This window comes from Marinobacter mangrovi (assembly GCF_016798325.1).
Lineage (GTDB): Bacteria > Pseudomonadota > Gammaproteobacteria > Pseudomonadales > Oleiphilaceae > Marinobacter_A > Marinobacter_A mangrovi.
The window spans coordinates 1,279,323-1,304,796 of record NZ_JAERVO010000001.1 but is presented as its reverse complement, the minus strand read 5'-3'; the positions used below and the strand labels follow the sequence as shown (position 1 = coordinate 1,304,796).

The window sequence follows — 25,474 nt, the reverse complement described above, 5'->3', positions numbered from 1 at the left end:
CGTCAGATGCTTACCAGCCCGGTAAAACCGAGGAAGGCCAATGACATCAGACCGGCGGTGACCATGCCAATGGCAGCCCCCCGGAAAGCCACCGGCACGTCGGCCACCGCGATTCGTTCGCGCATGGCGGCAAACAGCACCAGAACCAGTGAAAAACCCAGTGCCGCGCCGAGCCCGTAAAGCACCGACTCGATGAAGTTGTTGTTGCGGTTGAGGTTCAGCAACGCCACTCCCAGCACGGCGCAGTTGGTGGTGATCAGCGGCAGGAAAATGCCCAGCACCCGATAGAGCAGCGGGCTGGTTTTACGCACCACCATCTCGGTGAACTGCACGACAACGGCGATCACGAGGATAAACGTGATGGTCTTGAGGAACGCCAGATCCAGCGGCGCCAACAGGTAGGTGTAGACCAGGTAGCTGCAGACCGACGAGAGCGTCAGTACGAAGGTGGTGGCCAGGGACATGCCCATGGCCGTCTCCAGCTTGTTGGAGACGCCCATGAACGGGCACAGGCCCAGGAACTGGACCAGCACAAAGTTGTTGACCAGAATCGTGCTGACCAGAATCAGCAGGTAATCTGTCATGCGATCTCTCTCCGCGCCTGCAGCGCTTTCCCGGACGCCTTGGCGGCGTTTTCTCATGGGGGATCGCCGTGCGATACCCCCTTATTGTCTTGTTCGGGCGGGTTACATTACCCGCTGACCTGGCTGTGCGCCGGAATCCGGTGACAGGATAAAGATGTCCTTGCCACCCGGGCCGGCAGCGAGAACCATGCCTTCGGACATTCCAAACTTCATCTTGCGCGGCTTCAGGTTGGCGACCATCACTGTCAGCCGGCCTTCCAGCTCTTCAGGCTGGTAGGCGGATTTGATGCCGGCGAAGACGTTGCGCTGGTTATCGCCGATGTCGAGGGTCAGGCGCAGCAGTTTGTCGGCGCCGTCCACGTGCTCAGCCTTGACGATCTTCGCCACCCGCAAGTCAACCTTGGCGAAGGCATCGAAGTCGATTTCCTCGGCCAGCGGCTCTACGTTGTTGGCTTTGCTGTCGGCCGGCTTGGCTGCCTTCTCGCCGGTCGCAGCTGGCAGCTCTTCCTTCGAGGCTTCCAGCATGGCGTCGATCTGCTTCATCTCCACGCGACTCATCAGCGGCTTGAATTTGTTGATGCCGTGATTTTCCAGCAGCAGCTCGCGGCCGTTCCAGTCCAGTCTGGCGTTCAGGAACGCTTCGGCCGCTTCCGCGGTGGCCGGCAGAATCGGCGCCAGGTACGTCATCAGCAGTCGGAACATGTTGATGGCGTTGGTGGAGATGGCTTGTACATCCGCCGCTCGCTCGGCGTCCTTGATCAGGACCCAGGGCTCTTCGTCGTTGACGTACTGGTTGGCAATATCCGCCAGTTCCATGATCCGGCGCATGGCGCGACCGAATTCACGATTCTCGTAATGCTCGGCAATCTCGTCACCGGCCTGGATGAACTCGGCCAGCTTCTCGCTTTCGGTGACCTGGCCCAGTTGGCCGTCGAACTTCTTGGTGATGAAGCCGGCAGTGCGGCTGGCAATGTTCACCACCTTGCCCACCAGGTCGGAATTCACACGCTGTGCAAAGTCCTCGAGATTGAGGTCCATGTCGTCCACGTTGCTGGTCAGCTTGGTGGCGAAGTAGTAGCGCAGGTACTCCGGATTCAGGTGGTCCAGGTAGGTTTTGGCCATGATGAAGGTGCCGCGGGACTTGGACATCTTCTTGCCGTTCACGGTGATGAAGCCGTGAGCGTAGACCGCAGACGGCGTGCGGTAGCCGGCGCTGTGCAGCATGGAGGGCCAGAACAGGGCGTGGAAGTTGATGATGTCCTTGCCGATGAAGTGGTACACCTCGGCGGTGGAGTCGGCCTTCCAGAAATGATCGAAGTCCAGGTCGTCGCGACGCTCGCACAGGTTCTTGAAGCTCGCCAGATAGCCGATCGGCGCGTCCAGCCAGACGTAAAAGTATTTGCCCGGCGCGTCGGGAATCTCGAAGCCGAAATAGGGTGCATCACGGCTGATGTCCCATTCCTGCAGGCCGGCGTCCAGCCATTCGGCCAGTTTGTTGGCCACCTGGGGCTGGAGGGTGCCGCTGCGGGTCCACTCGCGCAGGAAGTCGGCGAACTCCGGCAGGCGGAAGAAGTAGTGCTCCGACGCCTTCTCGATCGGTGTGGCGCCGGAAACGGCCGAACGCGGGTTGATCAGTTCGGCCGGGGTGTAAGTCGCACCGCACACTTCACAGTTGTCGCCGTACTGGTCCTCGGACTTGCACTTCGGACAGGTGCCCTTGATGAAGCGGTCCGCCAGGAACATTTCCTTTTCCGGGTCGTAGGACTGGGTAATGTTCCGGGTCGCGATGTGGTTGTTCTTCTTCAGCTGTTCATAGATGTAGGAAGAGAACTCGCGGTTTTCCGGCGAATGGGTGCTGTAATAGTTGTCGAAATGGATCAGGAACCCGCTGAAATCCTGCTGGTGCTCCTGGTTGATCCGGTCGATCAGCGCTTCCGGCGTAATGCCTTCGCGCTCGGCCCGAAGCATGATGGCCGTGCCGTGGGCATCGTCGGCACACACATAGACGCAGTTGTTGCCCCGCATGTTCTGGTAGCGCACCCAGATATCGGTCTGGATATATTCCAGCAGGTGACCCAGGTGGATCGGCCCGTTGGCATAGGGCAGGGCGCTCGTGACCAGGATGTCGCGCTTGGACTGTGCGTTGGCTTGCGTCATTTGATGTCCCAAACGTTGATCGGGTGTGATGTCGCTCCGGCGGATGCCGGAATTTCGGGCCCCGAATAATACCGTTCCGGCCGAATTTTTTCATCCGTTTCTTGCAGGTTGCCTTTACGCGACGGGGCCATGCGTGATGGTTCAGTGTTTGTGGTGGCTGTGGTTAAATAGCGCTACCGTAATAACATAGTATTTTACTCAGGTAATGCCCGCTTGGAGACGGATATGAGCGAAATTTCCCGTGAAGCTGTCGATGCCGCGATCCGCGAGTATCGCGATCCCTACCTGGATCAGGATCTGTTTGCACTCGACGCGGTTAAATCGGTCGCGATCGACGGGGATAAGGTCACGGTTGATGTGGAGCTGGCTTATCCATCGGAGGGTATCGCCGGCGCACTGCGTCAATTGGTCGGCAACGCCATTGAAAATGTGCCCGGCGTCAGTGACGTGACGATCAATACCCGTCAGGCGATCCGCGCCTATCAGGCCCAAAAGGATCTTCAGTCGATTGCCGGCGTTAAAAACATCATTGCCGTGGCTTCCGGCAAGGGCGGCGTGGGGAAATCCACCACCGCCGTCAATCTGGCACTGGCACTGAGTCAGGAAGGCTGCCGGGTGGGTATTCTGGATGCCGACATCTACGGCCCGAGTGTGGGAATGATGCTGGGACTGCCGGAAGGCACCCGCCCGCAAACCCGGGATAATAAGTGGTTTATCCCGGTCCCCGCTCACGGTATCGAGGCCATGTCCATGGCGTTCCTGGTCACCGACAAGACACCGATGGTCTGGCGCGGGCCGATGGTCAGTGGGGCCGTGCAGCAGTTGCTCACGCAGACCCAGTGGAATGATCTGGACTACCTGATCGTGGACATGCCGCCGGGTACCGGCGACATTCAGCTCACCATGGCGCAGAAGGTGCCCGTCACGGGCGCGGTGATCGTCACCACGCCGCAGGACATTGCGCTGCTGGACTGCAAGAAAGGCATCGAGATGTTCCGCAAGGTGGATATTCCGGTGCTGGGCGTGATCGAGAACATGAGCACGCACATCTGCAGCAACTGCGGTCATCATGAGCCGTTGTTCGGCGAGGGTGGCGGTCAGCGGGTGGCCGAAGAATACGACACCGAGTTGCTGGGGCAGTTGCCGCTGCACATGACCATCCGCGAGCAGACCGACAGCGGTCAGCCGTCGGTCGTCGCTGAACCGGATTCCGAGGTGGCCCGGACCTATCGCGACGCGGCCCGCCGCATGGGGGCGTTGTTGTCCCGCCGGGAGCGCAATCTGACGTCGCCGATTCCGAGCATTTCCATCAGTGACGACTGACCGGATCGGTCCGGTTAAAAGGCCCGCCGAATTGCCGGCGCTGCTTTGTCTTAAGCGGCGCCAGGCGTTACCATAGCGGCCTTTGTGATCGCGCAGCCCGGCCGGGTCCTGCGCACGCCCAGTTTCCCGCATGAGAATCAGACGATGACGATTAAATCCGACAAGTGGATCCGGCGCATGGCGCAGGAACATGGCATGATCGAGCCTTTCGAGCACGACCAGGTGCGCGAATCCTCCAAAGGCCGTGTCATTTCCTACGGCACCTCGAGCTACGGTTACGATGTCCGCTGCAGCAACGAGTTCAAGATTTTTACCAACGTCCATTCGGCGACGGTGGATCCGAAGAATTTTGACGATGACAGCTTCGTCAATGTCACCAGCGATGTCTGCATCATCCCGCCCAACTCGTTTGCCCTGGCGCGGACGGTCGAATATTTCCGGATTCCGCGCAATGTCCTGACGGTCTGCCTGGGTAAGTCCACTTACGCCCGCTGCGGTATCATCGTCAATGTCACGCCGCTGGAGCCGGAATGGGAAGGGCAGGTGACCCTGGAGTTTTCCAACACCACCAACCTGCCGGCGAAGATCTACGCCAACGAAGGCGTCGCCCAGATGCTGTTCTTCGAGTCCGACGAGGTGTGTGACACCAGCTATCGGGATCGGGGCGGCAAGTATCAGGGGCAGCGTGGCGTGACTCTGCCGCGGACCTGATCAGGCCTGGCGTGTTGCGGTTCCATAGTCGACGGAGAAACGCTCTTGAACGCGAATCAGTTTATCAAGGCGCTTGAGCAGCTGCGTGGATGGCGCGAATTCGTGTTCATCCTGGCGCTGGCGGAGCGTGCGTTTCCCAATTACGTGCTGTTCGACGACGCCATCGGTGCCAAGCAGGCGGCCAAGATGCGGCTGCTGCTGGATCAGGCCTGGGACATGCTCCAGGAGAAAAACGCCGATGCTCGAGTCACCCAGGCGCTGGCACGTCTGGAGAATCTGGCGCCGGACCCGGACGCCTACGACATGTACGGCGTCTATCCCGCCGACGATTTCTGCAAACTGCTCGAGCAGGCGCTGCTGAATCGTTTGAACAGCACCAAACAACGCGCGCTGGAGGCATCCCAATGGGCCACTGCGACCGTTGCCCAGTTTATCGAGATGGCCGAGGGAGAGGATCTGGATGAAGATGCCCTGGTCCGGCTCCTCGACAAGCACGAGCTGATGAAGGCAGACAAACTGTTCCAGCGCGATTTACTGCTCTCCCTGAAGAAACAGCGGGTGCCGACGGAAGCGTATGTGGCCCAGATGAAAGAGGAAGCTGCCAATGGCGGTGTGAGCAACCTCGGTATCGCGCTGGATGATGATGAATAACCGGAGCCGCCCATGAAACTCTCCGCATTCGGTCGCAAGTTTACGGCGGAAGCCGGGATTACGTCACTGATGGATGATCTGGGGAACGCTCTGGCGTCCGGCGATGACATGATCATGATGGGCGGTGGTAACCCGGGCCATGTACCGGCCATCCAGGACCGTTTGCGGGACATCCTGAAATCCCTGACCGACGACGAGGACGCCTTCCGTCGTCTGGTGGGTGTCTACGATCCACCCCAGGGTGAGAAGCAGTTTATCAGCGCGCTGGCTGACCTGCTGAACAAGGAGTATTGCTGGGGGCTGAAACCCGAAAACATTGCGCTCACCAATGGCAGCCAGGCCGCCTTCTTCATGTTGTTCAACATGTTTGGCGGGGACGACGGTGAAGGCCATCAGCGCCACATTCTTCTGCCGTTAGCGCCGGAATACATTGGCTATGCGGATGCCGGGTTAGGGCACGACCTGTTCCGCGCGGTAAAACCGGAAATCACCGAAACCGGGCCGCACGAATTCAAATACCGGGTCGATTTCGACGCGTTGAATGTGACCGATGAGACGGGCGCGATCTGCGTCTCCCGTCCGACCAACCCGACCGGCAACGTGGTGACCGACGACGAAATGGCTCGCCTGGAGGCATTGGCGGTCAAGTACGACGTTCCGTTGATTGTGGATGGTGCCTATGGCACACCGTTTCCCAGCCTGTTGTTTGTCGACGCCACACCGCGCTGGAACGATCAGATTATTCTTTGCCTGAGCCTCTCCAAGCTGGGCTTGCCGGCGGCCCGCACGGGCATCGTCATTGCGGCCGAATCGGTCATTCGGGCGTTGTCGGGTATCAATGCGATCATGAACCTGGCCACGGGCAGCTTCGGTGCGATGCTGGCGGAGCCGTTGGTGCGCAGTGGCGAGATCCTGTCCCTGAGCCGGGATGTGGTCTGTCCGTTCTACCGGGCCAAGATGCAGAAGGCAGTCGCCGTGTTGCATGACAAGCTGGGCGAGCGCTGCCCCTGGTCTGTGCATAAGCCCGAAGGCGCCATGTTCCTGTGGCTGTGGTTTCCGGATCTGCCGGTCAGCAGTCTGGCACTCTACGAGCGTCTTAAGCAGCGGGGCGTGCTGGTGGTGTCCGGGCATTATTTCTTCCCGGGATTGCCTGATGACGACTGGCGTCATCGGCACGAGTGCTTGCGCGTGACTTATTCCCAGGACGATGACCGGGTCGCCGAAGGGCTGGCGATCATTGCCGACGAAGTGCTCAGGATTTGGGCGGAATCTGAATCGACTCCCCGTTGACCGTCGCCTTCTCGATGTGGATTTCGTAGCGGGTTCCATCCGGCTCGATCTGGATCAGGCGCACCAGCAGGTAATTCCAGTCCGGCGCAAACCACATCAGCGTCTTGCGTTTGTTGTCCGGATCCCGGACTTTCTCCACCTTGACGGTATCCACACTGCCAAAGCTGCCCTCCAGGGTTTCGTCCCCGAGGACCGCAAAAGTGCTCACTTCGACCCGGTTCTTGCCCACCACCTTGTAGTGCATTTCCTGCTCGCCGTTACGGACATCCTGTTGCAGCTGGAGCTGATAGCTCAGTGGATCAAGCGCGCCCCGCGGAAAATCGACGTCGACGTCACGGCCCTCATAATCCCCGTTGGCATGCCGGCTGGCCCAATTGAAATTGATGTCGCGCTGACGATCGGGAATCATCAGGCCGCCGAGCTCGTAGCGATAGACGGACGGTTGCGCATGACCGCTGATCCAGTTCAGGCGGGAGCTTTCATTAATATCCGCGATGAAGGACTCGACTTTGAAGGCGTAAAGCCAGCTGCCGTCCTCCTGCCTGGCGAGCGTTCGCGTGGCCGACCCCTTGAAGGGAATGCCTTTTTCCAGCGTCGCCCGGTACGTCGCGGAGTAGGGCAGCAGGCCGGGTTGCGGCTCACTGGCAGCCCAGGCCGGAAGTAGGCCCAGCAGAAGTAGCGCCAGGGGGCGGCATCCAGTGCAGAGTCGAAATAATGCGCTCATGGTTTCGGTGTCCGGAAGAATCGATACTGCTTGGACCGTCTCGACAGATCCCTGTCCGGTCCGGGTTCATTCCAAAACTAGAGTATGCGGGCAGAGCCCGCAACTGCATTTCCGTGACGGCGGCTTAATGCTTACTGATAGGCATCGGCCGGGAGGGAAAGCACCTGGGGGATGGGGGCGCCGTCGAACAGGACTTCGTCGTTGCCGAGGGCGATCCGACCCTCACAGAACCAGCGCAGGATGATCGGGTAGAGCACGTGCTCGCGCGCCTTGACCCGTGCTGCCAGGGTTTCCGGGGTGTCGTTATCGAGGACGGGCACCTCGGCCTGGGCTATGATGGGGCCGCCATCAAGCTCTTCGGTCACGAAGTGAATCGAGGTGCCATGCACGGCATCGCCGGCATCCAGGGCACGCTGGTGTGTCTTGAGCCCCTGATACTTCGGCAGCAACGACGGATGAACGTTGATCAGTTTGCCGCGGAAATGGCGCACGAAATCCGGCGTCAGGATGCGCATGAAGCCGGCCAGAACGATGGCATCCGGGTTAAGCGCCTCCAGTTTGCGCAGCAGTTCCGCATCGAAGCTGGCACGGTCTTTATAGGTCGTGTGATCGATGACAAACGTCTCGATGCCCGCCTGTTCGGCGACTCCGAGGCCACCGGCTTCCGGGCGGTTGGCGCCCACGGCCACAATGCGGCCGGGATGACCCGGCGCGCGCGTAGACTCAATCAGGGCTTTCAGATTGCTGCCGGTGCCGGAGATCAGTACGACGATGCGGGGCTCCAGCGGGTTCTCGTTGCCGGATGGGTCCATAGCCGCATTCATGAGCGGGCGGCACCCGGACGATAAATCACACGGTCGGTGTCGCCCGCGTCTTTGGCAGGGTGTTCGATGTGCCCCAGTCGCCAGGCGTTTTCGCCCAGGCCGGCGAGGCTGTCCAGGGCATCCTGGGCCTGGTTGGCGGGCACGCAGATGACCATGCCGATGCCGCAGTTGAAGGTGCGGTACATCTCACGAGCATCGACGTTGCCGGCGTCCTTCAGCCACTGGAAGACCGGCGGCAACGTCCAGCTTTCGGTGTCGACGACGGCCACTGCGCCATCCGGCAACACGCGGGGAATGTTTTCCGGCAGACCGCCGCCCGTAATGTGGGCCATGGCCCGCACATCGACGGTTTTCAGCAGCTTCAGCAGGTTCTTGACGTAGATCCGGGTGGGCTCCATCAGTGCGCTGCCCAGGGTGGTGTCGCCCAGGGCCATGTCCAGGTCGGCATCGCTGACTTCCAGAATCTTGCGGATCAGGGAATAGCCGTTGGAGTGGGGGCCCGAAGAGCCCAGGGCGATCAGGGCGTCGCCAGCCCTGACGTTCAGGCCATCGATAATCTCGTTGCGCTCCACAACCCCCACGCAGAAACCGGCCAGATCGTAGTCGTCGCCTTCGTACATACCCGGCATTTCGGCGGTCTCGCCGCCGACCAGCGCGCAGCCGGCCAGCTCGCAACCGCGGCCGATACCGTCGACGACATCGGCGGCGACGTCAACGTTGAGCTTGCCGGTGGCGTAATAGTCGAGAAACATCAGCGGTTCGGCACCGCCGACGATCAGGTCGTTGACGCACATGGCCACCAGATCGATGCCGATGGTGTCATGACGACCCAGCTGCATCGCCAGGCGCAGCTTGGTGCCGACACCGTCGGTGCCAGAGACCAGGATCGGCTCTTTATAACCGGAGGGCAGCGCCACCATGGCACCAAAGCCACCCAGGCCGCCAAGGACCTCCGGGCGGCGAGTCCGCGATGCGGTCTGTTTGATGCGCTCCACGAGTGCATTGCCGGCATCGATATCAACACCGGCATCGCGGTAGGTGAGTCCGGGTTTCTGGTCGGTCATGGTGTGTACTGCCCTGATCAGGAAAAAGGGCGGCAATTTTAGCAGGTGGCGGGGGACCATCCAATGCCTGCAGGGCGATATGACGGAAAGCCGAAACCGCTCCGGAGCCACGCGATTAAAAAATGGTGAGACGACCAGCCCGCCGCTCGCTACTCAGTGCCGGGACCTTGGTGTATCCTATGCGCCAATCAAGCCAAGGAACCTCTGGGAAAGTCCTTTTTGCGGCAAATCGCGGTGTTGTGCGTCTGTTTGCCTCGTTGATCCTCCGGACTTTTTCAGCGTTTCCCCAACAGCAGGGTGATTAATGAAGTCAGCAGCGATGTCGCAGATCAGGATGATGCTCCTGTTGCTCGCGGTGATCATGCCCGGCATGGCGTCAGCGGTGACGGTGGAGGGGCTTTACCAGGTTCAGGTCCCGGTGGCCGATACCTCACCCGAATCCCAGCAGACGGCCTATGCCGAAGGATTGAAACAGGTGCTTGCCCGCGTGGCCGGTAACCCGGATGTCCTGCAAAGCGATCAGGTGGACGCGTTGCTGGATAGCGCCGAGTCCCTGGTCCAGGCCTATCAGTATCAGACTTCGCCGGGAGGCAATGACGTGCTGACCATTACCTACGGTGCGGTGGGTGTTAACCGGGCGCTGGCGAACATGCAAGTTCCGGTGTGGGGCGCCAACCGGCCGCTGACGCTGGGGTGGGTCGCGGTGGATTCCGGGCGCGACCGTTGGGTGCTGACCGCCGATGATGACAATCTCGATGCTCGCGGACGTTGGTCGCGTGCGTTTCGTGAAGCGGCGGTCCAGCGGGGCTTGCCCTTTGCGCTGCCCCCGGCCGACGTGCGTGACCAGCGGGATCTGACGTCGGATATCCGGGGCCAGTTCATGGAGAGCCTGCGGACCACCTCATCTGCCTATCCGCACAACCTGATCAGTGTGGTGAATGTCAGCCGCCAGGGCTCCGGCTGGGAAGCCAGCTGGCGCCTCGATGGCCCCGCGTTCAGTGAGACCGGTGAAGTGCGTGATGCGGCGTCCTCCGAATCCCTGGCGTCGGCGGTGATCGATGCCTGGGCGGATCTGTTGGCGGCGCGCTATTCGGTGGAAGCCGGCAAGGTGTCTGATGCGCAACGGGTGGATCTGAAAATCGAGAACATCCAGTCCGTGGAGGACTACGGTCATTTGTTGGCATCGCTTCAGCACATGACGCCGGTGGTTTCCGCCGGACCGGTTCAGGCGGCCGGCAATGTGGCGACGATGCGTGTGTCTTTCTCCGGTGAGCTGTCGGTCCTGAAGGAGTACATCGCACTGGATCACCGTTTCCAGCCCGTGGAAACCGAACGCCAGACCATGGGGACCCAAAGCTCCGGAAACGCGCCTGCGCCCAAGCCAGCCCCGGCGGAGTCGGCAGATCCGGGCGACTCCCCGGGCAAGGCGCCCGCGGCTGACGATACGGCGACCGCCGAGGCGGACCATCCAGCCAGTCCGGTAGGCAGTCTGGCCTATCACCCGGCAGAGGCGGAAGGTGAAGCCTCGGCAGCCGAGAGCGAGCAATCGTTTGAGGCGCTGTATCCGGTCCTGCGTTATCGCTGGACGGGCAATGGCACGCCGGTCAGTGCGTCCGAGTAAAGGGAGCTGGAGTCGCAGGTGACCGAAGCCAACCGCTGGCGCTGGATTCCCAACGCATTGACGTTCATCCGGGTGCTGTTGATCGTTCCCTTTGCGCTGGCCCTGTACGAGGAACAGTACCGGGTGGCGCTGGCGGTCTTTCTGATCGCCGCCTTGTCGGACGGGTTCGACGGCTTCCTCGCTCGCCATTTCAACTGGAAATCCCGGCTGGGAGCGATTGCCGATCCGCTGGCGGACAAGGCCTTGCTGATTACGGCTTATCTGATGCTGACGCTGACCGGCGTCCTGCCGGTCTGGCTATTTGCGCTGGTACTGGGGCGCGACCTGCTGATTGTCGGCGGGGCTCTGGCGTACCATTTCTTCATCGGCCGCTTCGATATGGCTCCCAGCTGGTTGGGTAAACTCAATACCCTGATCCAGATCCTGGTGGTCCTGGCCATTGTCATCTTCCTGGCGGGTCTGCCGATGCCGCCCTGGGTTGTTCCCCGGGGTATCTGGCTGGTCGCTGCGATGGCACTGGCAAGCGGTCTTCACTACATCTACGTCTGGGCGCGTCGTGCATGGTTGACAACACACTAGACGGTTCACAATTAACACTCGGCGTTCGCCTGCATGACGACGCTACGTTTGCCAATTTCCTGGGGCACAAGAACGCCTTGGCGGCGGAAAAACTCCGGGCCTTGTCAGAAGATGCCAATCTTCCGGTGATTGTAGTCTGCGGGGATAGCGGCACTGGCAAGAGCCACCTGTTACAGGCAGTCTGCCACCACGCCGAACGCAGCGGGCTTTCGGCCCTGTGTCTGAATCTCCAGGAGCTACTGCCGCTGGGGCCGGATGTGCTGCAGGGGATGGAAGCCTTTGAGCGGGTCTGTCTGGACGATATCGAGGCGGTTGCCGGCGATGTGCACTGGGAAGAGGCGCTGTTCCATCTCTTTAACCGGATGCTGGATAATGGCCATCAGCTGATCCTGAGCGCGGTCGAGCCGCCGGCCCGTCTCGCCATCGGCCTGCGTGATCTGGCATCGCGCTTGCAGCACGGTATTGTGCTCCAACTGGCTCTGCCGCGGGACGAAGACCGCCTGCTGATTCTGGGAACCCGGGCCGAACGGCGTGGTCTGGTACTGCCGGAGGACGTCAGCCGGTTCATCTTGCGACGGGCATCGCGCCATACCGGTGAATTACTGGCTATCCTTGAGCGCCTCGACGAGAGCTCGTTGCGGGAGCAGCGACGCCTGACGATACCTTTCGTCAAATCCGTGATGGGCTGGTAATTCCGGGACGGCTCTTTGCGGGGCCTACAACAAAAGGGAATGGACATCATCATGAGACGAGTCGTTTTCAATCAGAAAGGCGGGGTCGGTAAGTCCAGCATTACCTGCAACCTGGCAGCCATCGCGGCGGCCGAAGGCCAGCGCACGCTGGTGGTGGACCTGGATCCCCAGGGCAACTCCACCCAGTATCTGCTGGGCAAGCCGGCGGCGGAGCTGCGCGATACGGTTGCCGACCTGCTGGAGCAGACCGTGTCGTTTTCGGTGTTCAACCGTCGTCCGGACGAATTCGTACACGCCACGCCGTTTCCCAACCTGTTTGTGATGCCGTCCAGCCCCGAGCTTGATTTTCTGGAGCGTAAGCTGGAAGCCAAGCACAAGATCTACAAGCTGCGGGAAGCGCTCAAGAAACTGGGCGAGAATTTCGACACCATCTACATCGATACGGCGCCAGCACTGGATTTCTACACCCGCTCGGCTCTGATCGCCGCGCAGCGCTGCCTGATTCCGTTCGATTGCGATGATTTTTCCCGGCAGGCGCTTTACAGCATCCTGGGCGAAATCCAGGACCTCCAGGAAGACCACAACCCGGATCTGGTGGTTGAGGGCATTGTCGCCAATCAGTTCCAGCCTCGCGCGTCGTTGCCACGAAAGCTGGTTCAGGAACTGGTGGAAGAAGGATTGCCGATTCTTTCCGTTCGCCTCTCGTCTTCGGTTAAAATGCGGGAATCGCACCAGGCGCGTCAGCCGCTCGTCCATCTGGCACCCAAGCACAACCTGACCCGCCAGTACGTGGATCTCTACCGTCTTCTCAATGGCGAGAAGGTGGATGTTGAACCCCTCTAGAGTTGGGAGTGACATTGACTCGAGCGAACGAAAATCAGGTTGCCTACATTGCGGACGGTTTGCTGGCGATTGAACTGGAGTTGCGTCGCCTGGAGTACTGGGAGCATGAGCCTCCCGAGCCGGAAGCCCTCCAGAGTGCGCAACCGTTTTGTGTCGATACGCTGACGTTTACCCAATGGCTGCAGTTCATCTTCCTGCCCCGCATGAAAGTCTTGATTGAAGAGGAGAGGGCGCTACCGGCCGTGTCCGGAATTGCGCCCATGGCGGAGGAGTTTTTCCGTCAGGAATCCGTATCCGGCAAGATCGTGATTAACGAGCTCGCCCGGATTGACGCGCTCTTGTCAGGGGATGCCTGAGCGGCACCCCGTCTTCTCATTTCCTTCCTGTCGATTTCCCTGACACCACGCCTTTCAAGTCAGCGGTGATTGTTGCCGGACGGGTTTTGTCGCAGTGGCAGGGAAAACTGATCTTCCGGCAGCAATTTGCGGCCTTTGCGCACCTCGTCGAACAATTCGCCGAGCCCGGAACTGGGCAGCGGTGGGCAGAACCGGTGGCCCTGGAGCAGGTGGCAGCCGGCACCGCGCAGGAAGGCGTCTTCGTCGGCAGTCTCCACCCCGGCCGCCGCCACCGTCAGGGACAGCTGACGGGCCAGGTTGATCAGGGTATGGACGATGGCTGCGGTGTTTTCCTCATGCGGGGCCTGCTGCAGCAGATCCTGGTCGATCTTGACCTGATCGAACGGCAAGTCACGCAACAGGCGCAGGGACGACAACCCGCTGCCGAAGCGATCCAGAACCAGTCCGATGCCCAGTTTCTTGAGGCGATCCAGCGTGCGGGCGGTTTCGTCCAGCCGATCACTGAGGACTCGCTCATCGATTTCCAGTGCCAGCAAATGAGGATCGAGATTGGTTTCGTCGATGATCCGTTGCAGGCGCGTGGCCAGTTGCGGGTGGTTGTACTGCCGCGACGACAGGTTGATGTTGACCGTCACCGGCGCCGGGCTCATGGCTTGGATAGCGCGGGCCTGCAGGCAGGCGTTGTGACAGACCCATTCGCCCAGCTGCTGCAATTGACCGGTCTGTTCCGCCACGTCGAGGAAGTCCTGAGGCGTCAGCAGTCCCCGGCTGGGGTGATTCCAGCGTAACAGTGCTTCCAGGGCGACGACTCTGCCATCCCGAACGTTAATGATGGGCTGGTAATGCAGGTCGAGCTGGCCGCTGCGGATGGCTTCCCGCAGCTCCCGTTCCAGGTCCATCTGCCGCTGCATTTCCGTGTTCATGTCGTGGCTGAAGAACTGGATGTTATTGCGGCCGGCTTTCTTCGCCCGGTACATCGCCATGTCCGCGTTCTTCAGCAGATCTTCGTAGGTGGTGCCATCGACGGGCGCCAGCGTAATGCCGATGCTGGATGTGATGATCAACTCACCGCTGGGCACGCGGACTGGCTCCGTAATGGCCGCGAGGATGCCGCGAGCCACTTTTTCGCAGCCTTCCGCTCCGTTGACCTGGTTCAGCAGGATGGCGAATTCGTCGCCACCCAGTCGGGCAATGGTGTCTTCCTGGCGCACGTTGTGTTGCAGGCGGCGCGCCAGCTCCTGCAGCAATTCGTCGCCGGCATCGTGGCCCAGGGTGTCGTTGATGCGCTTGAAGTGGTCCACATCCAGGGCAATGAGGGCACAGTAATGACCGTGTCGAAGTGAGCTGGTGATCGCCTGACGACAGCGATCCTCGAACAGCCGGCGGTTGGCGGTGTTGGTCAGCACGTCATAATGGGCCAGGTAGTGCAGCTGGTTCTGGGTTTCGCGAATCTCCGAAATATCCTGGCCGATCAGGATGATGTGCGCGGGGGCGTCGTCATCCTCCTCCTGCAGCCGGTTGATGTTCCACAGCAGCGTGTGGCTGGTGCCGTCAAAGCTGTTGACCTGGGTTTCGATCTGGTCGCGGGTCAGGCCGGTGTTCTGGACTTTCGTCATCTTCCAGGCCAGTTCGTCGCGTTGTTCCGGCGGGATGAACGCGTCCAGCAGGTTGCGGTCCAGTGCCTCGTCCCGGCTGTAACCAAACAGGGCTTCGGCGGCACTGTTCCATTGACGTATCAGTGTTTTTTCATCCACCACGATGATCGGGTTGCTGGTGTTTTCGAATAAGGCGCGGAAATGTCGCGATGACCGTCGGAACGATTTTTCTGCCTGTTCGCGGATGAAAATTTCATCTTTCAGTTCGAAGTTGGTGATCTGCAGTTCCCGCGTGCGCTCCTCGACGGTGGTTTCCAGGCTGTTCTCCACGCGTTCACGGTCGGCCAGCAGCACCCGGACGTAGCAAGAGGTGCCGGTGATCGTGATGATCAGCGTTTCGCTCAGCAGGGCGCCCATGCCCAGACTGATGTCCGCATCGCCCCGCAGGAATACGCAGGCCAGCGCTGCGTATGTTGAGGTGGTAATCGCCAGCATACTGCCGCTGACGGAAAAGCGGGTGGCAGCCCACGTCATCAGGGGCAACAACAGGAACAGCGCCTGCATCACGTTGTGCTGCGTCATCCCCAGGATGAATCCCAGACCGCCCAGCCAGAGAATCCACTCCAAGGGGCGCAGGAATAGGCGCGACACCATGGGCTCGCGAACCAGGCTGAGAATCAGCGGGGTTACGGTGAGGCAGCCCAGACTGTGCGCGAACCAGCTGAAGAGCAGGACTTCGTTCAGCGGTGTCTGTCCCTCGGTCAGGTACAGCGACGCGAGATAGGTGATGGGGAGTGCCGCACCCAGTGAGCCCAGGGTGACCGCGCCGAGGAACCAGAGGAAGCCGAGGTAGTCCGATAGAGGATTGCGGTAACTGGCCGCTTGCCGAAAGACCCAGTAGGCCGCAAAGGGCGCAATCAGATAGGAAAGCAGCACCGCCAGAAAGGTTGTCAGCGGATCCGGGGTTTCGGCCGGGGCCTGGTAGACGTACAGCAGCCCTGCCGCAAACAGACCGCCCAATATTGGCAGGACCGCTTCACGGCCCCTCAGGATAAGCAGTGCCAGGGCAAGGCCTGACGGTAGCCAGATAATGGATGCGGGGTTGACCCTCGAAGGCAGCTGGATGCTGACGCCGGCCAGAGCGGCGACCACGGCTGCGATCAGAATGGGGACAAGCACCGCCTTCCATGAATCGAGTGACTGGAATGGTGCGCTCAAATAAAACCCTTCCCTGGTTTGTTATGAAGCCCTGTTTCCCTGGGTCTGAATTCAGTCGGTCGGCTCGCCTGTGTTTCCCTGGCGGCCGGGATACCAATCACTGCCATACGTTTAACAATTGTTTGACACATTAAATAGCTTACTCCGAATTTTCGTACGGCATACCCGGTTACGGTTACCATCTGTAAATTCGCAGTCGTGTCAGACGACGTGTCGTGTCCGCCGGTCACGCCGTCCTGTCCTACATGGACAGGCGCATCGACAGGTCCACGGCTTTGACATCCTTGGTCAGCGTTCCCAGTGAAATATAGTCCACTCCCGTCTCAGCGACAGGAATCAGTGTCGATTCGTTGATGCCGCCGGAGGCTTCAATTTGGGCACGTCCTGAATTTTCGCTGACGGCTGTGCGCATATCCTCCAGCGAGAACTCATCGAGCATGATGATGTCGGCCCCGGCGGCCAGGGCTTCCCGGAATTCCGCCAGGTTCTCCGTTTCCACCTCGACCGGCTTGCCGGGTGCGACGCGATGGGCGGTTTCGATCGCATTGCCAATAGAGCCGCAGGCAGCAATGTGGTTTTCCTTGATCAGGAAAGCGTCGTACAGGCCAACCCGATGATTGTGGCAGCCGCCGCAGGTGACTGCGTATTTCTGGGCCAGGCGCAGGCCGGGCAGCGTCTTGCGGGTATCGAGCAGCTTTACGGCGGTATGAGCCACCCGATCGGCATAATCGCGACAACGGGTGGCGACGCCGGAGAGCGTCTGCAACCAGTTCAGGGCGCAGCGTTCTGCCGCCAGGATACTGCGGGCCGGGCCTTCCACGGTAAACAGGGTGGCGTCGGTCGCGACGCGGTCACCATCGCCGCAGGACCAGGTGACGATCAGCGCCGGATCGACCTGCCGGAACACCTCGTCGACCCAATCGACACCAGCAACGACAGCGGATTCGCGGGTAATGACCCGGGCCGATGCGCGCCGCTCTTCAGGAATCAGCATGGCGGTAATGTCGCCGGTCCCGACATCCTCCTGCAAGCTCAGGGCTACGGCCTGTGCGCGTGACAGTTTCAGTTGGTCCGGGGAAATCGCAGTCATGACAGGGGATGGCTCCAGTGCTTGCGTGGATTGGCGGGTCGTGGACGTGAGGTCCGGCAGGGAGTTTACTGGCTGGCATTGCGGTCGCCAAGCGTTGTCCGTCTGGATGTGATACCCGGGTGACGTGTGCCGTCACTACCGTGTTCGTATGGCGCCGTCGTTGAATTTTTAACACATTGATTTGAAAAGAAAACGGAAAATAAAGTGTGATCCAGTTCCGCGGAACACAAACGGTGACAAAACCTGACACAAGGTGACGTGGAAACCGCCTATGATGCCATTATGGATGTAAACTAATGTGAAATTGCGCGCGGCCATTCAGGCTGTGCGCAGAGGCATCAGAGTGGAATAGCCGCCTGTTTAAAAAGCGGAAACGCTCTGGTCCACTGTCGGGGGCGCTGTAATGACCAATGACAACCGGGTAGTCAGCCTGCATGGGGGGATGCGCGAGGGAAGCTTTTCGCTGCCGTCCGCGCTGATTCGTTTGCGGGACTATTCCGGCCAGTCGCTGCGCAAGGAGCTGGGCGAGTTTTTCGACAGCGCCGACGATGCCCTGTTCAACCTCGCCGACAAGGCGGGCACCAACCAGGACCAGACGGCCTACTTCGACGCTATGCGCGAACTGCGCCTGCGCCGCAAAGCTATGTCGTTGTCGATTCTGCAATGGGTGGCCCGGGCCTTTAACGATATCGGCACGTTCGATCCCCAGTCCCGCTCCGGCGATCTTACGGAAATCGATCAGGACAGCCTCAGTCTGGTGGATCACGGCGACCACGAGCAGCAGGTGGCCATCGACAACCTGGTGAACAAGCTCCGCAATCGCTACGCCGACTCCATCCGGATGCTGGCGACCCGCATCGCTCACCTGATTCCCAAGGCCAATCTGGCCGACCGCCAGATGCCGCTGAGTCCCGAAGTGATCTGCGGTGGTCTGCAGGAGGCCTGCAATGACCTGGATATCGATATCCGGGCCAAGCTGGTGGTGCTCAAACTCTTCGACAAGCTGTTCATCGACCGTCTCGATCGCCTCTACCGGGACGCCAACACGCTGCTGGTAAAAGACGGTGTCCTGCCCGATATGAAGCGCCCGCCGATTGGTGGGCGTGCCGAGCCGCGGCAGCCGGTGGCGCGACGTCCGGTACCGCCTTCCACGTCAGCGCCCGCCGACGACGTCTATACGCCGGTTGATCAGGACAGCGCGGCTCAGCCGACGTTCTCGGAACTGTCCGCCCTGCTGCACACCCAGGGCGGACAGGGGAGTTCCTCAAGTTCGGCTGGCGGGCAGCAGCGTGGGGGCATCGATACGGTTGAGCTGATGCGCCGGCTTGCCCAATTGCAGAGCCAGTCTGATGTGCTGAACGCGGACCACCATTTTGTCGAATCGGACATCGCAGGCGGCAACCTGACGCGCCAGGTGGAGACCATGCTCGCGGGGCATAACCAGAGTATGGGGGCTCTCAACCAGGTGGACGCGGATGTCGTCAACCTGGTCACCATGTTGTTCGATTTCATCCTGGAAGACCGCCAGCTGCCGCTGCCGATGAAGAACGTCATTGGGCGCTTGCAGATCCCCATTCTCAAGGTGGCGCTGCTGGATCGCAGCTTCTTCAACCGGGGCGGCCATCCGGCGCGGAAACTGCTGAACGAGCTGGCCATGGCGGGCATCGGCTGGAACGAGAAACCGGCCGGCCAGCGCGATCCGTTGCGGGAGAAAATCGAGTCGGTGGTGGATCGTTTGATCAGTGACTTCACTGATAACGTCGACATCTTTGGCGAACTGCTGACGGAATTCAGCCATTTCATGGACCTGGACCGCCGCCGCCGGGAGCTGGTTGAACAACGACTGCGTGATGCCGAGGAAGGCCGTGCCCGCCAGGAGCGGGCGCGTGAGGCCGCGAGCGAGGTCCTTGAGCCACTGCGAAACGGTCGCAACCTGCCGCCAGTGGTGGAATCGATTCTGGATGAACCCTGGTCCAAGGTGCTGCAGTTCCTGTACCTGAGGGAAGGGGAGGCCAGCGACGCCTGGAAGCAATCGGTTGCGCTGGCCGGGGAACTGGTCTGGAGTGTCGATCCGCAGGAAGTGACCGACGAGACGCGCAGCGAGCTGTTGCGGCGGATCCCGTCGATTGTCGACAGTCTGCGGAAGGGACTGCATTCCATCTCCTGGGACCCGTTTGCCAGTGACGCCATGATGCGCGACCTGGAACTGGCTCACGTGGACACGCTGCAACAGTTGGCCGTGCAGGCGCCCGAAGCTCGCCAGGCTGCTCCGGAGCCCGTTGAGGCGGCGGAAACGCCGGACGATGCAGCGCTGGCCAGTGCGGTGGCCGAATTCAGCCAGCCGCAACCCGCCAAGCCGGTTGAGCCCGGTGCAGAGGTGGTAGAACCGCCCCGGGCGCCGGAATCGATTGAAACGGATAGCGCCCCGGTGTCTCAAGAAGACGGCGTCGATAGCCGTTGGCTGGAAATGGCGCAGAAACTGCGGGTGGGCTCCTGGGTAGAATTGCAGTCCGAGGGCCAGAAACTTCGCTGCAAGCTGGCCGCTGTTATCAAGGCGACCGGCAAATACATCTTCGTCAACCGCAACGGCGCCAAGGTGGCCGAGTACGCGCAGGCCGACGTGGCCAAGGCCCTGTCGACCGGCGAGGTGTCCATGCTCGATGATGGCCTGATCTTCGACCGGGCCCTGGAATCGATCATCGACAATCTGCGTCACAGCCGTCGCGACTGAATCGGGCCAGCGTGCGGGTGGCTTTTTGGCCCGGCACGTTGCTTTGTGCTTCAATCACCGTAGAATTGCTGACCACTTTCAGGTCCCGTAACGCGGTAGCGGTGGAAGCATTTTGAACTCTCAATCCCGAGACCCATCTTACGACATCGACGAGGCCGGCTGGCTTCGTCAGGCCCGTCATTGCCGGTCGCCCAATTTTGGACCCCGTCCGGAAGGCGCCGCTATCTCCCTGCTTGTGGTGCACAACATCAGCCTGCCGCCAGGGCAGTTCGGTGGCGATGCCATTGAACGATTTTTCTGCAACCGTCTCGATCCCGATGCCCATCCATACTTTCAGGAAATCCGGGATTTACAGGTCTCTGCCCATGCCTTGATCCGTCGCGATGGCGAATGCGTGCAGTTCGTCTCCTTCCTGGACCGGGCCTGGCATGCCGGTCGTTCCTCCTTCAACGGTGAGGAAGAGTGCAACGACTTCGGCATCGGGATCGAGCTGGAGGGGGCCGACGACGTGCCTTACGAAGCAGCCCAGTATCGGACTCTGGCGCGACTGACCCAGGCCATCATGCAACGCTGGCCCGCGGTGACACTCGAGCGAGTGACAGGCCACTGCGACATTGCACCGGGGCGCAAGACCGATCCGGGACCCGCCTTCGACTGGCCGCATTTTTTCGCGTTGGTTGACGGTGCGCACGGGCAGGGGGAAGTCTGATGGGGTTCCTGATCCTGCTGCTCGCCTACGTCGTCCGCCGCCTGCTGGATGGATCGGTCGACGAGGGGCTGGATGCCCGCTTTCGTCAGCGACTGGCCCGGCTTTCCGGCGCTGAGGCCGGGCGCGAAGGCCGCCCGACCGCCGGGTTTGGCATTCTGTTGGGTGCCGTCGTTCTGGTCGGCGCGCTTGATGTCTGGTTGAGCCGTGGCAGTCTCTGGATCCTGACGTGGCCGCTGGACCTGGTGGTGCTGATCGCCATGCTGGGTGTTCCCGGCTGGCGCAACCCGCTACGGGCCTATGGCGAGGCCTGGCGTCGAGGCGATGCGTCGGCGGCCTGGTATCACGTCAATCATCTGCTGCCGGCCGAAGCACGGGGGTTGGCCAGTGAACCCCGTGAACTGCATGTGCTGCTGTCCAAGCGCTTTATCCAGGTGATTTTCGAACACTATTTCCTGGTGATCTTCTGGTACGTGCTGCTGGGTCCGGCCGGCGCCATCGGTGCGCGGCTGTCGGTGGCGCTGCGCGATCACTGGCCACACCCCGCTGGCCGAGAACCCTTTTCCCGCCTGGTGTATCTGCTGGCCTGGGTGCCCGCGCGGCTGCTGAGTATCACGTTTGGCATCGCTGGCGATTTGGCCGGCTGGATGGGCGGCGCGCGTAAACGGTTGCTGCATCACACCCGCCTGAACGCCTCAGAACTGCTCTTCGAGAGTGCCAACGGGGCGCTGTCCAGTTATTCGCTGGATCCGCAACGGTTTGCTGAGAGTCATCCCGACGAGTGGCCGGATTACGGCGAACGAAGTCTGCGCGCCGTTCGGGATTTGCTGAACCGCAGCATGTTTGTCTGGATCTGCGGGCTTGCGCTGCTGGCAATCATGGGACTCTTTACGTGATTTTCCGGAGCAATTTCCGTATTCTTCCCGCCGCTTATTACACGATGAAGCCAGAAATTTGATCTGGTTTAACATTGTCGGAACAAAAATAAATTCAAGATTTTTAGCATCTTGACGACAATATAAGTAGGGATGCTCTGATCTCGCCGTCGGGCGGAGACGATGGCGCGGCGGCGCTGCCCCTGTATTGGGCGACGCCATTCAACATAAAAACAATGAATTAACACGAGCACCACATGTTTGAGGGGGTTGAGTGAACCAGCTTCTGTATCCTGCTGTCGCGCTGATGAACCGGCTGCCGATGATTTACAAGTTCGGCTTGATCAGCGTGCTATTCCTGCTTCCGATCGGGGGCTTGTCCTACCTGCTGGTGAGCCAGCTCAACCAATCCATCGAAGGCATCAGCCACGAAGCCCAGGGCCTTGTTCAGGTCCGGCAGGTGAATCGGCTGATTCAGGCCGCCTACGATTACCGGGATTTCCGCGCCGTTGGCAAGATGAAGAACGACGATGCCTTCCTGTCCCGCAGTGAAGAGGCGGCGGACGTTATCGACGCGCAGCTGTCCAGTCTCATCGAGACCCAGGCCTCCTTTGATTCAGCGGGCGGCTGGAAAGCCCAGGTCGAGGCTCTGGACAACGCCTGGAAGAAGTTGCGCAGTGAGGACATCTTCCAGAGCAACATCGATCCCCAGGTGACCTATTACCAGGAATTCGTGCAGAAGGCGCGGGCCCTGCTGGAATCGACACTCAAACTGTCCGGCCTGGCTAACGATCCGCAGGCCGAGAACCAGATGCTGTTGCAACTGGCGACCACATCGCTGCACGACGCCGCCAGTCGTGAGGGGATAGCCCGAGCCTTCGGTATGTTCAGTCTGGACCAGGGCACCGTAGGCTACGCGATGGCGGATGTCATGAACGGCGTCTTCGACAACCTGACGACACTGCACAGCCGTCTGAAGTCGGAATTCGAGGTGGCGCAGGGTTCCTCGCAAGCTTTGAGTCAGCAGTCGGATCTGGCGGATGCGGTTGTGCAGAACGTGATCAAGGTGCGTGACGCGCTGGACGCCAACGTCATTACCCCTTATCGACTGGAGATGTCCTGGCAGGATTTCGACAAGTTGATATCGCCGCTGATCGCGCCGAACTTTGAGCTGATGGACCAGATTTTCCAGGTGGTGGACGATAATCTGGCGGAGCGCCTGAACCGAGAAACCAACCAGCGAATGGTGATTTTCCTGGTGCTGGGGATTGTGCTGCTGATTGTGGTGTATCTCTACCTGGGGTTCTTCGTTTCCGTTAAGAAGGCGATTTCCCGCTTTGGTAAAGCCGCGCGGCAGGTGGCGGATGGCGATATGACGGTCCGCATCGAGCTGGCCAATCGCGACGAGCTTGGGGCGCTGACCGACGAGTTCAACAACATGACTTCGAAAATGGCCGATTTGATCCGCTCGGTCAGTCGAACCACCGGTGACGTCGATACCCAGGCAACACGGGTGAACGACAGTGCGTCGGCCAACAGCGAGGCGGTTGAGCGTCAGATGTCAGAGACCGAGCAGATTTCGGACGCCATGCACCAGATGGTGGATACGGTACAGGAAGTGGCGGAAAGCGCCCAGCGCGCCTCGGATTCCGCCGGGTCCGCTGAGAAAGATGCCGAGCAGGGCCGACAGGTTGTCACCGAAACCGTGGACACCATTCACCGGCTGGCTAACGAAATTCGTGGCGCGGTGGATACCATCAACCGGGTCAGCGAAGACAGCGACAGCATCAGTCAGGTGCTGGTGGAGATCAAGGCGATTGCCGAGCAGACCAACCTGCTGGCACTGAATGCCGCCATCGAGGCTGCGCGCGCCGGCGAGCAGGGCCGCGGGTTTGCGGTGGTTGCGGACGAGGTTCGCTCGCTGTCCCAGCGCACGCATAAGTCGACGGAAGACATCGAGGAAATGATTGGTCGTTTGCAAGGCGGCGTGAAAGCGGCGGTGAAAGCGATGACCAACAGCCATGAGGTCACAGACGCCACCGTCGAGAAATCCTCAGAAGTGACCGAGGCATTGGAGAAAATCCTGGCGGGCATTTCCACCATCGTGGACATGAGCCACCAGATTGCGCAGGCCTCGGAAGAGCAGTCTGCGGTGGCCAAGAACATCAACACCAACGTCGAGCAAATTACCGAGCTGGGGCATGCGACGGCGGGTAATGCCGACGAGACGCTGGCTGCCTCCCGTGAAATGTCGGATGTCACCGCCGAACTGCGGCGTCTGGTGGCGTCTTTCCGCGTGTAACGAAAAAGGCCGCTCACCATGTGGGCGGCCTTACAGTCATGTCGCGCTGCGTTGCGTCAAACGCTCAATTTTTGCCGGCCGGCGGCGTCGGCGACCAAAGCACTTCCTCTCCGCCATCCCGTCGCGCCAGCACCCGCGCAATCACGAACAGCAGATCCGACAGCCGGTTCAGGTAACGGCGGGACGATTCGTTGATGGAATCCTCGTGGCCCAGCGCCACCACCACTCGCTCACCGCGCCGGCAGATGGCCCGGGCCAGGTGACAGTGAGCCGCATCCCGGCGCCCGCCTGGCAGGATGAAGTTCTTCAGCGGCGGCAGGTCCTCATTCCACTGATCCAGCGTGCTTTCCAGCCAGTCGATGTGGCCGTCGCCGATGACGTGACTGCCGGGAATGGCGAACTCGCCGCCCAGGTCAAACAGGTGATGCTGGATTTTCCGCATCAACTCAGCCAGTTCCGGTTCGTTATCGAGGTATTCGATGAGGACGCCAATCTGGCAGTTCAGCTCATCGACGGTGCCCATGGCGTCGACGCGCTGGGCATTCTTGGCGATCCGGCTGCCGTCGGCCAGGCCGGTGGAGCCGTCGTCGCCGGTGCGGGTGTAGATCTTGGAAAGTCGGTATCCCATGATTCAGTCCTGTTTCAGGTGTGTCACGGCGTCTGTGAGTTCACGATTTACGGGCGCATCAAGGCCATGGATGACTGAGGCCTGCACCACAAAGCCATTCATCATATCGATCTCGGTGTGTCGGCCGACGCGCACGTCCTGTCGCATGGACGAACTGTTGGCGGCCGTGCGACGCGCCACGTCGCGGACTTGTGCTTCCAGCGTCGCGGCTTCGACAGGGCGCCCCGACGCCCGCATCAGCGCCGCCACTTCCCGGCAGACGTCCCCGATGCGTTCTTCGAAATAGGGATGGCCCAGAATCTCTCCATTGGCGCAGTCGAGAACGGCTGTAAAGGGATTGATACCGGCATTGATGGCGAGTTTCTGCCAGAGCCGGCCTTCGATATCGGGATCGCTCTGAACATCCAGTCCGCTCAGGCGCAGCGTGGCCATGGTCGTATTGATCAGGGCGTGCGCGCTGATCGTCAACGGACCCAGCCACGTGGTGCCACGGCCGGCATGGAGAACGCGGCCGTCGTCATCGATGTAGGCGCCTTCGGTGGTCGATGCGGCAAACACCGGGCGTTGCGCAAATTGCCTGGCGATGGCTTGCTGGCTGCCCATGCCATTCTGGAAGAGGGTAATGGGAACGTCGGGCGGAATGTGGCTGGAAACGGCAGCCAGGGCCGATTCGGCATCGGGCGCCTTGGTCATGACCAGCACGCAACCGGGACTGGCGTCACCTGAGGGGCCAATGTCGATGAGTTCCGAATCGCCTCCGATATGAACCAGCGTGTATCGCAGGGTCGCGTCGGTGACGGCGCGCGTGGCCAATCGAACCGACGCGTGGCGGGAAAGATGGCCGGCCCAGAGCCGGCCCATGGCACCGGCACCGATGATCAGGATCGGGGAGCGTTCCTTTGCGGTCATC

Annotated in this window: 22 protein-coding genes; 13 read left to right on the top strand and 9 right to left on the bottom strand. The window is 60.7% G+C overall.

Annotated features, from left to right (window positions below; translation table 11 throughout):
• Positions 1-2: 2 nt before the first annotated feature.
• Both rsxA and metG read right to left on the bottom strand, forming a co-directional pair.
• Entirely contained in the window at positions 3-584 is a 582-nt protein-coding gene (gene rsxA, locus JL474_RS05760) for an electron transport complex subunit RsxA (RefSeq protein WP_123635527.1), read from the bottom strand.
• Positions 585-686: 102 nt separating this feature from the next.
• Entirely contained in the window at positions 687-2,741 is a 2,055-nt protein-coding gene (metG, locus tag JL474_RS05755) for a methionine--tRNA ligase (protein WP_203141229.1), read from the bottom strand.
• Between the two features lie 225 nt (positions 2,742-2,966).
• Between metG and apbC the strand changes: the two genes are divergently transcribed.
• From apbC to JL474_RS05735, 4 genes are all read left to right on the top strand, one after another.
• The gene (apbC, locus tag JL474_RS05750) at positions 2,967-4,064 is read left to right on the top strand and encodes an iron-sulfur cluster carrier protein ApbC (protein ID WP_203141228.1); all 1,098 of its coding nucleotides are present in this window, start codon (positions 2,967-2,969) and stop codon (positions 4,062-4,064) included.
• Between the two features lie 144 nt (positions 4,065-4,208).
• Entirely contained in the window at positions 4,209-4,775 is a 567-nt protein-coding gene (gene dcd, locus JL474_RS05745; RefSeq protein WP_123635530.1) for a dCTP deaminase, read from the top strand.
• Positions 4,776-4,820: 45 nt separating this feature from the next.
• On the top strand, positions 4,821-5,426 hold the full coding sequence (locus JL474_RS05740; protein ID WP_123635531.1) for a YjaG family protein: 606 nt from the start codon (positions 4,821-4,823) through the stop codon (positions 5,424-5,426).
• A 12-nt stretch (positions 5,427-5,438) separates the two neighbouring features.
• A complete protein-coding gene (locus JL474_RS05735; RefSeq protein WP_203141227.1) occupies positions 5,439-6,716 on the top strand; it encodes a valine--pyruvate transaminase in 1,278 nt (425 codons plus the stop codon).
• Here JL474_RS05735 and JL474_RS05730 read toward each other — a convergent pair.
• The 3 genes from JL474_RS05730 to purM form a co-directional block, all read right to left on the bottom strand.
• On the bottom strand, positions 6,679-7,440 hold the full coding sequence (locus JL474_RS05730) for a DUF3108 domain-containing protein (RefSeq protein WP_123635533.1): 762 nt from the start codon (positions 7,438-7,440) through the stop codon (positions 6,679-6,681). The two genes, JL474_RS05735 and JL474_RS05730, sit on opposite strands and share 38 nt — an antisense overlap.
• A 131-nt stretch (positions 7,441-7,571) precedes the next feature.
• Complete coding sequence (gene purN / locus JL474_RS05725; protein WP_236011991.1) at positions 7,572-8,264, bottom strand: phosphoribosylglycinamide formyltransferase; 693 nt, start codon at positions 8,262-8,264, stop codon at positions 7,572-7,574.
• The gene (purM, locus tag JL474_RS05720) at positions 8,261-9,328 is read right to left on the bottom strand and encodes a phosphoribosylformylglycinamidine cyclo-ligase (protein WP_123635535.1); all 1,068 of its coding nucleotides are present in this window, start codon (positions 9,326-9,328) and stop codon (positions 8,261-8,263) included. The genes purN and purM overlap by 4 nt, the downstream gene beginning before the upstream one ends.
• Positions 9,329-9,647: 319 nt before the next feature.
• Between purM and JL474_RS05715 the strand changes: the two genes are divergently transcribed.
• The 5 genes from JL474_RS05715 to JL474_RS05695 are packed head-to-tail and all read left to right on the top strand — an operon-like array spanning position 9,648 to position 13,419.
• The gene (locus JL474_RS05715; protein ID WP_203141226.1) at positions 9,648-10,949 is read left to right on the top strand and encodes a DUF2066 domain-containing protein; all 1,302 of its coding nucleotides are present in this window, start codon (positions 9,648-9,650) and stop codon (positions 10,947-10,949) included.
• A gap of 18 nt (positions 10,950-10,967) precedes the next feature.
• Positions 10,968-11,528 carry a CDP-alcohol phosphatidyltransferase family protein gene (locus JL474_RS05710; RefSeq protein ID WP_123635537.1) on the top strand — a complete coding sequence of 187 codons (561 nt, stop codon included), beginning with the start codon at positions 10,968-10,970 and terminating at the stop codon, positions 11,526-11,528.
• Positions 11,510-12,220: a DnaA regulatory inactivator Hda gene (hda, locus tag JL474_RS05705; RefSeq protein ID WP_123635538.1), complete on the top strand. Its 711-nt coding sequence runs from the start codon at positions 11,510-11,512 to the stop codon at positions 12,218-12,220. The genes JL474_RS05710 and hda overlap by 19 nt, the downstream gene beginning before the upstream one ends.
• Positions 12,221-12,271: 51 nt before the next feature.
• On the top strand, positions 12,272-13,063 hold the full coding sequence (locus tag JL474_RS05700; RefSeq protein ID WP_203141225.1) for a ParA family protein: 792 nt from the start codon (positions 12,272-12,274) through the stop codon (positions 13,061-13,063).
• A gap of 14 nt (positions 13,064-13,077) precedes the next feature.
• A complete protein-coding gene (locus tag JL474_RS05695) occupies positions 13,078-13,419 on the top strand; it encodes a YqcC family protein (RefSeq protein ID WP_203141224.1) in 342 nt (113 codons plus the stop codon).
• A 59-nt stretch (positions 13,420-13,478) separates the two neighbouring features.
• Here the strand turns inward: JL474_RS05695 and JL474_RS05690 are convergent, their stop codons facing one another.
• Positions 13,479-16,232, bottom strand: coding sequence for a bifunctional diguanylate cyclase/phosphodiesterase (locus JL474_RS05690; RefSeq protein WP_203141223.1), 2,754 nt, complete (start codon positions 16,230-16,232; stop codon positions 13,479-13,481).
• A 241-nt stretch (positions 16,233-16,473) separates the two neighbouring features.
• Positions 16,474-17,322 (bottom strand): carboxylating nicotinate-nucleotide diphosphorylase, encoded by an 849-nt coding sequence (gene nadC, locus JL474_RS05685; RefSeq protein WP_203141222.1) that lies wholly within the window; start codon positions 17,320-17,322, stop codon positions 16,474-16,476.
• Between the two features lie 403 nt (positions 17,323-17,725).
• Here nadC and JL474_RS05680 point away from each other — a divergent pair, with 403 nt between their 5' ends.
• From JL474_RS05680 to JL474_RS05665, 4 genes are all read left to right on the top strand, one after another.
• Positions 17,726-20,053, top strand: a complete 2,328-nt coding sequence (locus JL474_RS05680) for a DUF1631 domain-containing protein (protein ID WP_203141221.1) — start codon at positions 17,726-17,728, stop codon at positions 20,051-20,053.
• 145 nt (positions 20,054-20,198) lie between these two features.
• On the top strand, positions 20,199-20,762 hold the full coding sequence (ampD, locus tag JL474_RS05675; RefSeq protein ID WP_328797785.1) for a 1,6-anhydro-N-acetylmuramyl-L-alanine amidase AmpD: 564 nt from the start codon (positions 20,199-20,201) through the stop codon (positions 20,760-20,762).
• A complete protein-coding gene (gene ampE, locus JL474_RS05670) occupies positions 20,762-21,655 on the top strand; it encodes a regulatory signaling modulator protein AmpE (RefSeq protein ID WP_123635545.1) in 894 nt (297 codons plus the stop codon). Before ampD ends, ampE begins: the two co-directional genes overlap by 1 nt.
• A 301-nt stretch (positions 21,656-21,956) precedes the next feature.
• The gene (locus JL474_RS05665) at positions 21,957-23,936 is read left to right on the top strand and encodes a methyl-accepting chemotaxis protein (protein WP_203141321.1); all 1,980 of its coding nucleotides are present in this window, start codon (positions 21,957-21,959) and stop codon (positions 23,934-23,936) included.
• A 64-nt stretch (positions 23,937-24,000) separates the two neighbouring features.
• On the opposite strand, the gene JL474_RS05660 is transcribed toward JL474_RS05665, so the two are convergent.
• Positions 24,001-24,564: a cob(I)yrinic acid a,c-diamide adenosyltransferase gene (locus tag JL474_RS05660; RefSeq protein WP_123635547.1), complete on the bottom strand. Its 564-nt coding sequence runs from the start codon at positions 24,562-24,564 to the stop codon at positions 24,001-24,003.
• 3 nt (positions 24,565-24,567) lie between these two features.
• Entirely contained in the window at positions 24,568-25,473 is a 906-nt protein-coding gene (locus JL474_RS05655) for a ketopantoate reductase family protein (RefSeq protein WP_203141219.1), read from the bottom strand.
• Position 25,474: the final 1 nt, after the last annotated feature.

Excerpts from the sequence above, each read along its gene's own strand:
- ampE (WP_123635545.1), top strand. The coding sequence starts at position 20,762 with ATGGGGTTCCTGATCCTGCTGCTCGCCTACGTCGTCCGCCGCCTGCTG.
- JL474_RS05660 (WP_123635547.1), bottom strand. The coding sequence starts at position 24,564 with ATGGGATACCGACTTTCCAAGATCTACACCCGCACCGGCGACGACGGC.
- JL474_RS05715 (WP_203141226.1), top strand. The coding sequence starts at position 9,648 with ATGTCGCAGATCAGGATGATGCTCCTGTTGCTCGCGGTGATCATGCCC.
- JL474_RS05700 (WP_203141225.1), top strand. The coding sequence starts at position 12,272 with ATGAGACGAGTCGTTTTCAATCAGAAAGGCGGGGTCGGTAAGTCCAGC.
- nadC (WP_203141222.1), bottom strand. The coding sequence starts at position 17,322 with ATGACTGCGATTTCCCCGGACCAACTGAAACTGTCACGCGCACAGGCC.
- purM (WP_123635535.1), bottom strand. The coding sequence starts at position 9,328 with ATGACCGACCAGAAACCCGGACTCACCTACCGCGATGCCGGTGTTGAT.
- hda (WP_123635538.1), top strand. The coding sequence starts at position 11,510 with ATGGTTGACAACACACTAGACGGTTCACAATTAACACTCGGCGTTCGC.
- rsxA (WP_123635527.1), bottom strand. The coding sequence starts at position 584 with ATGACAGATTACCTGCTGATTCTGGTCAGCACGATTCTGGTCAACAAC.
- purN (WP_236011991.1), bottom strand. The coding sequence starts at position 8,264 with ATGAATGCGGCTATGGACCCATCCGGCAACGAGAACCCGCTGGAGCCC.
- JL474_RS05680 (WP_203141221.1), top strand. The coding sequence starts at position 17,726 with ATGACCAATGACAACCGGGTAGTCAGCCTGCATGGGGGGATGCGCGAG.
- apbC (WP_203141228.1), top strand. The coding sequence starts at position 2,967 with ATGAGCGAAATTTCCCGTGAAGCTGTCGATGCCGCGATCCGCGAGTAT.
- JL474_RS05735 (WP_203141227.1), top strand. The coding sequence starts at position 5,439 with ATGAAACTCTCCGCATTCGGTCGCAAGTTTACGGCGGAAGCCGGGATT.
- metG (WP_203141229.1), bottom strand. The coding sequence starts at position 2,741 with ATGACGCAAGCCAACGCACAGTCCAAGCGCGACATCCTGGTCACGAGC.
- dcd (WP_123635530.1), top strand. The coding sequence starts at position 4,209 with ATGACGATTAAATCCGACAAGTGGATCCGGCGCATGGCGCAGGAACAT.
- JL474_RS05665 (WP_203141321.1), top strand. The coding sequence starts at position 21,957 with ATGATTTACAAGTTCGGCTTGATCAGCGTGCTATTCCTGCTTCCGATC.
- JL474_RS05730 (WP_123635533.1), bottom strand. The coding sequence starts at position 7,440 with ATGAGCGCATTATTTCGACTCTGCACTGGATGCCGCCCCCTGGCGCTA.
- JL474_RS05655 (WP_203141219.1), bottom strand. The coding sequence starts at position 25,473 with ATGACCGCAAAGGAACGCTCCCCGATCCTGATCATCGGTGCCGGTGCC.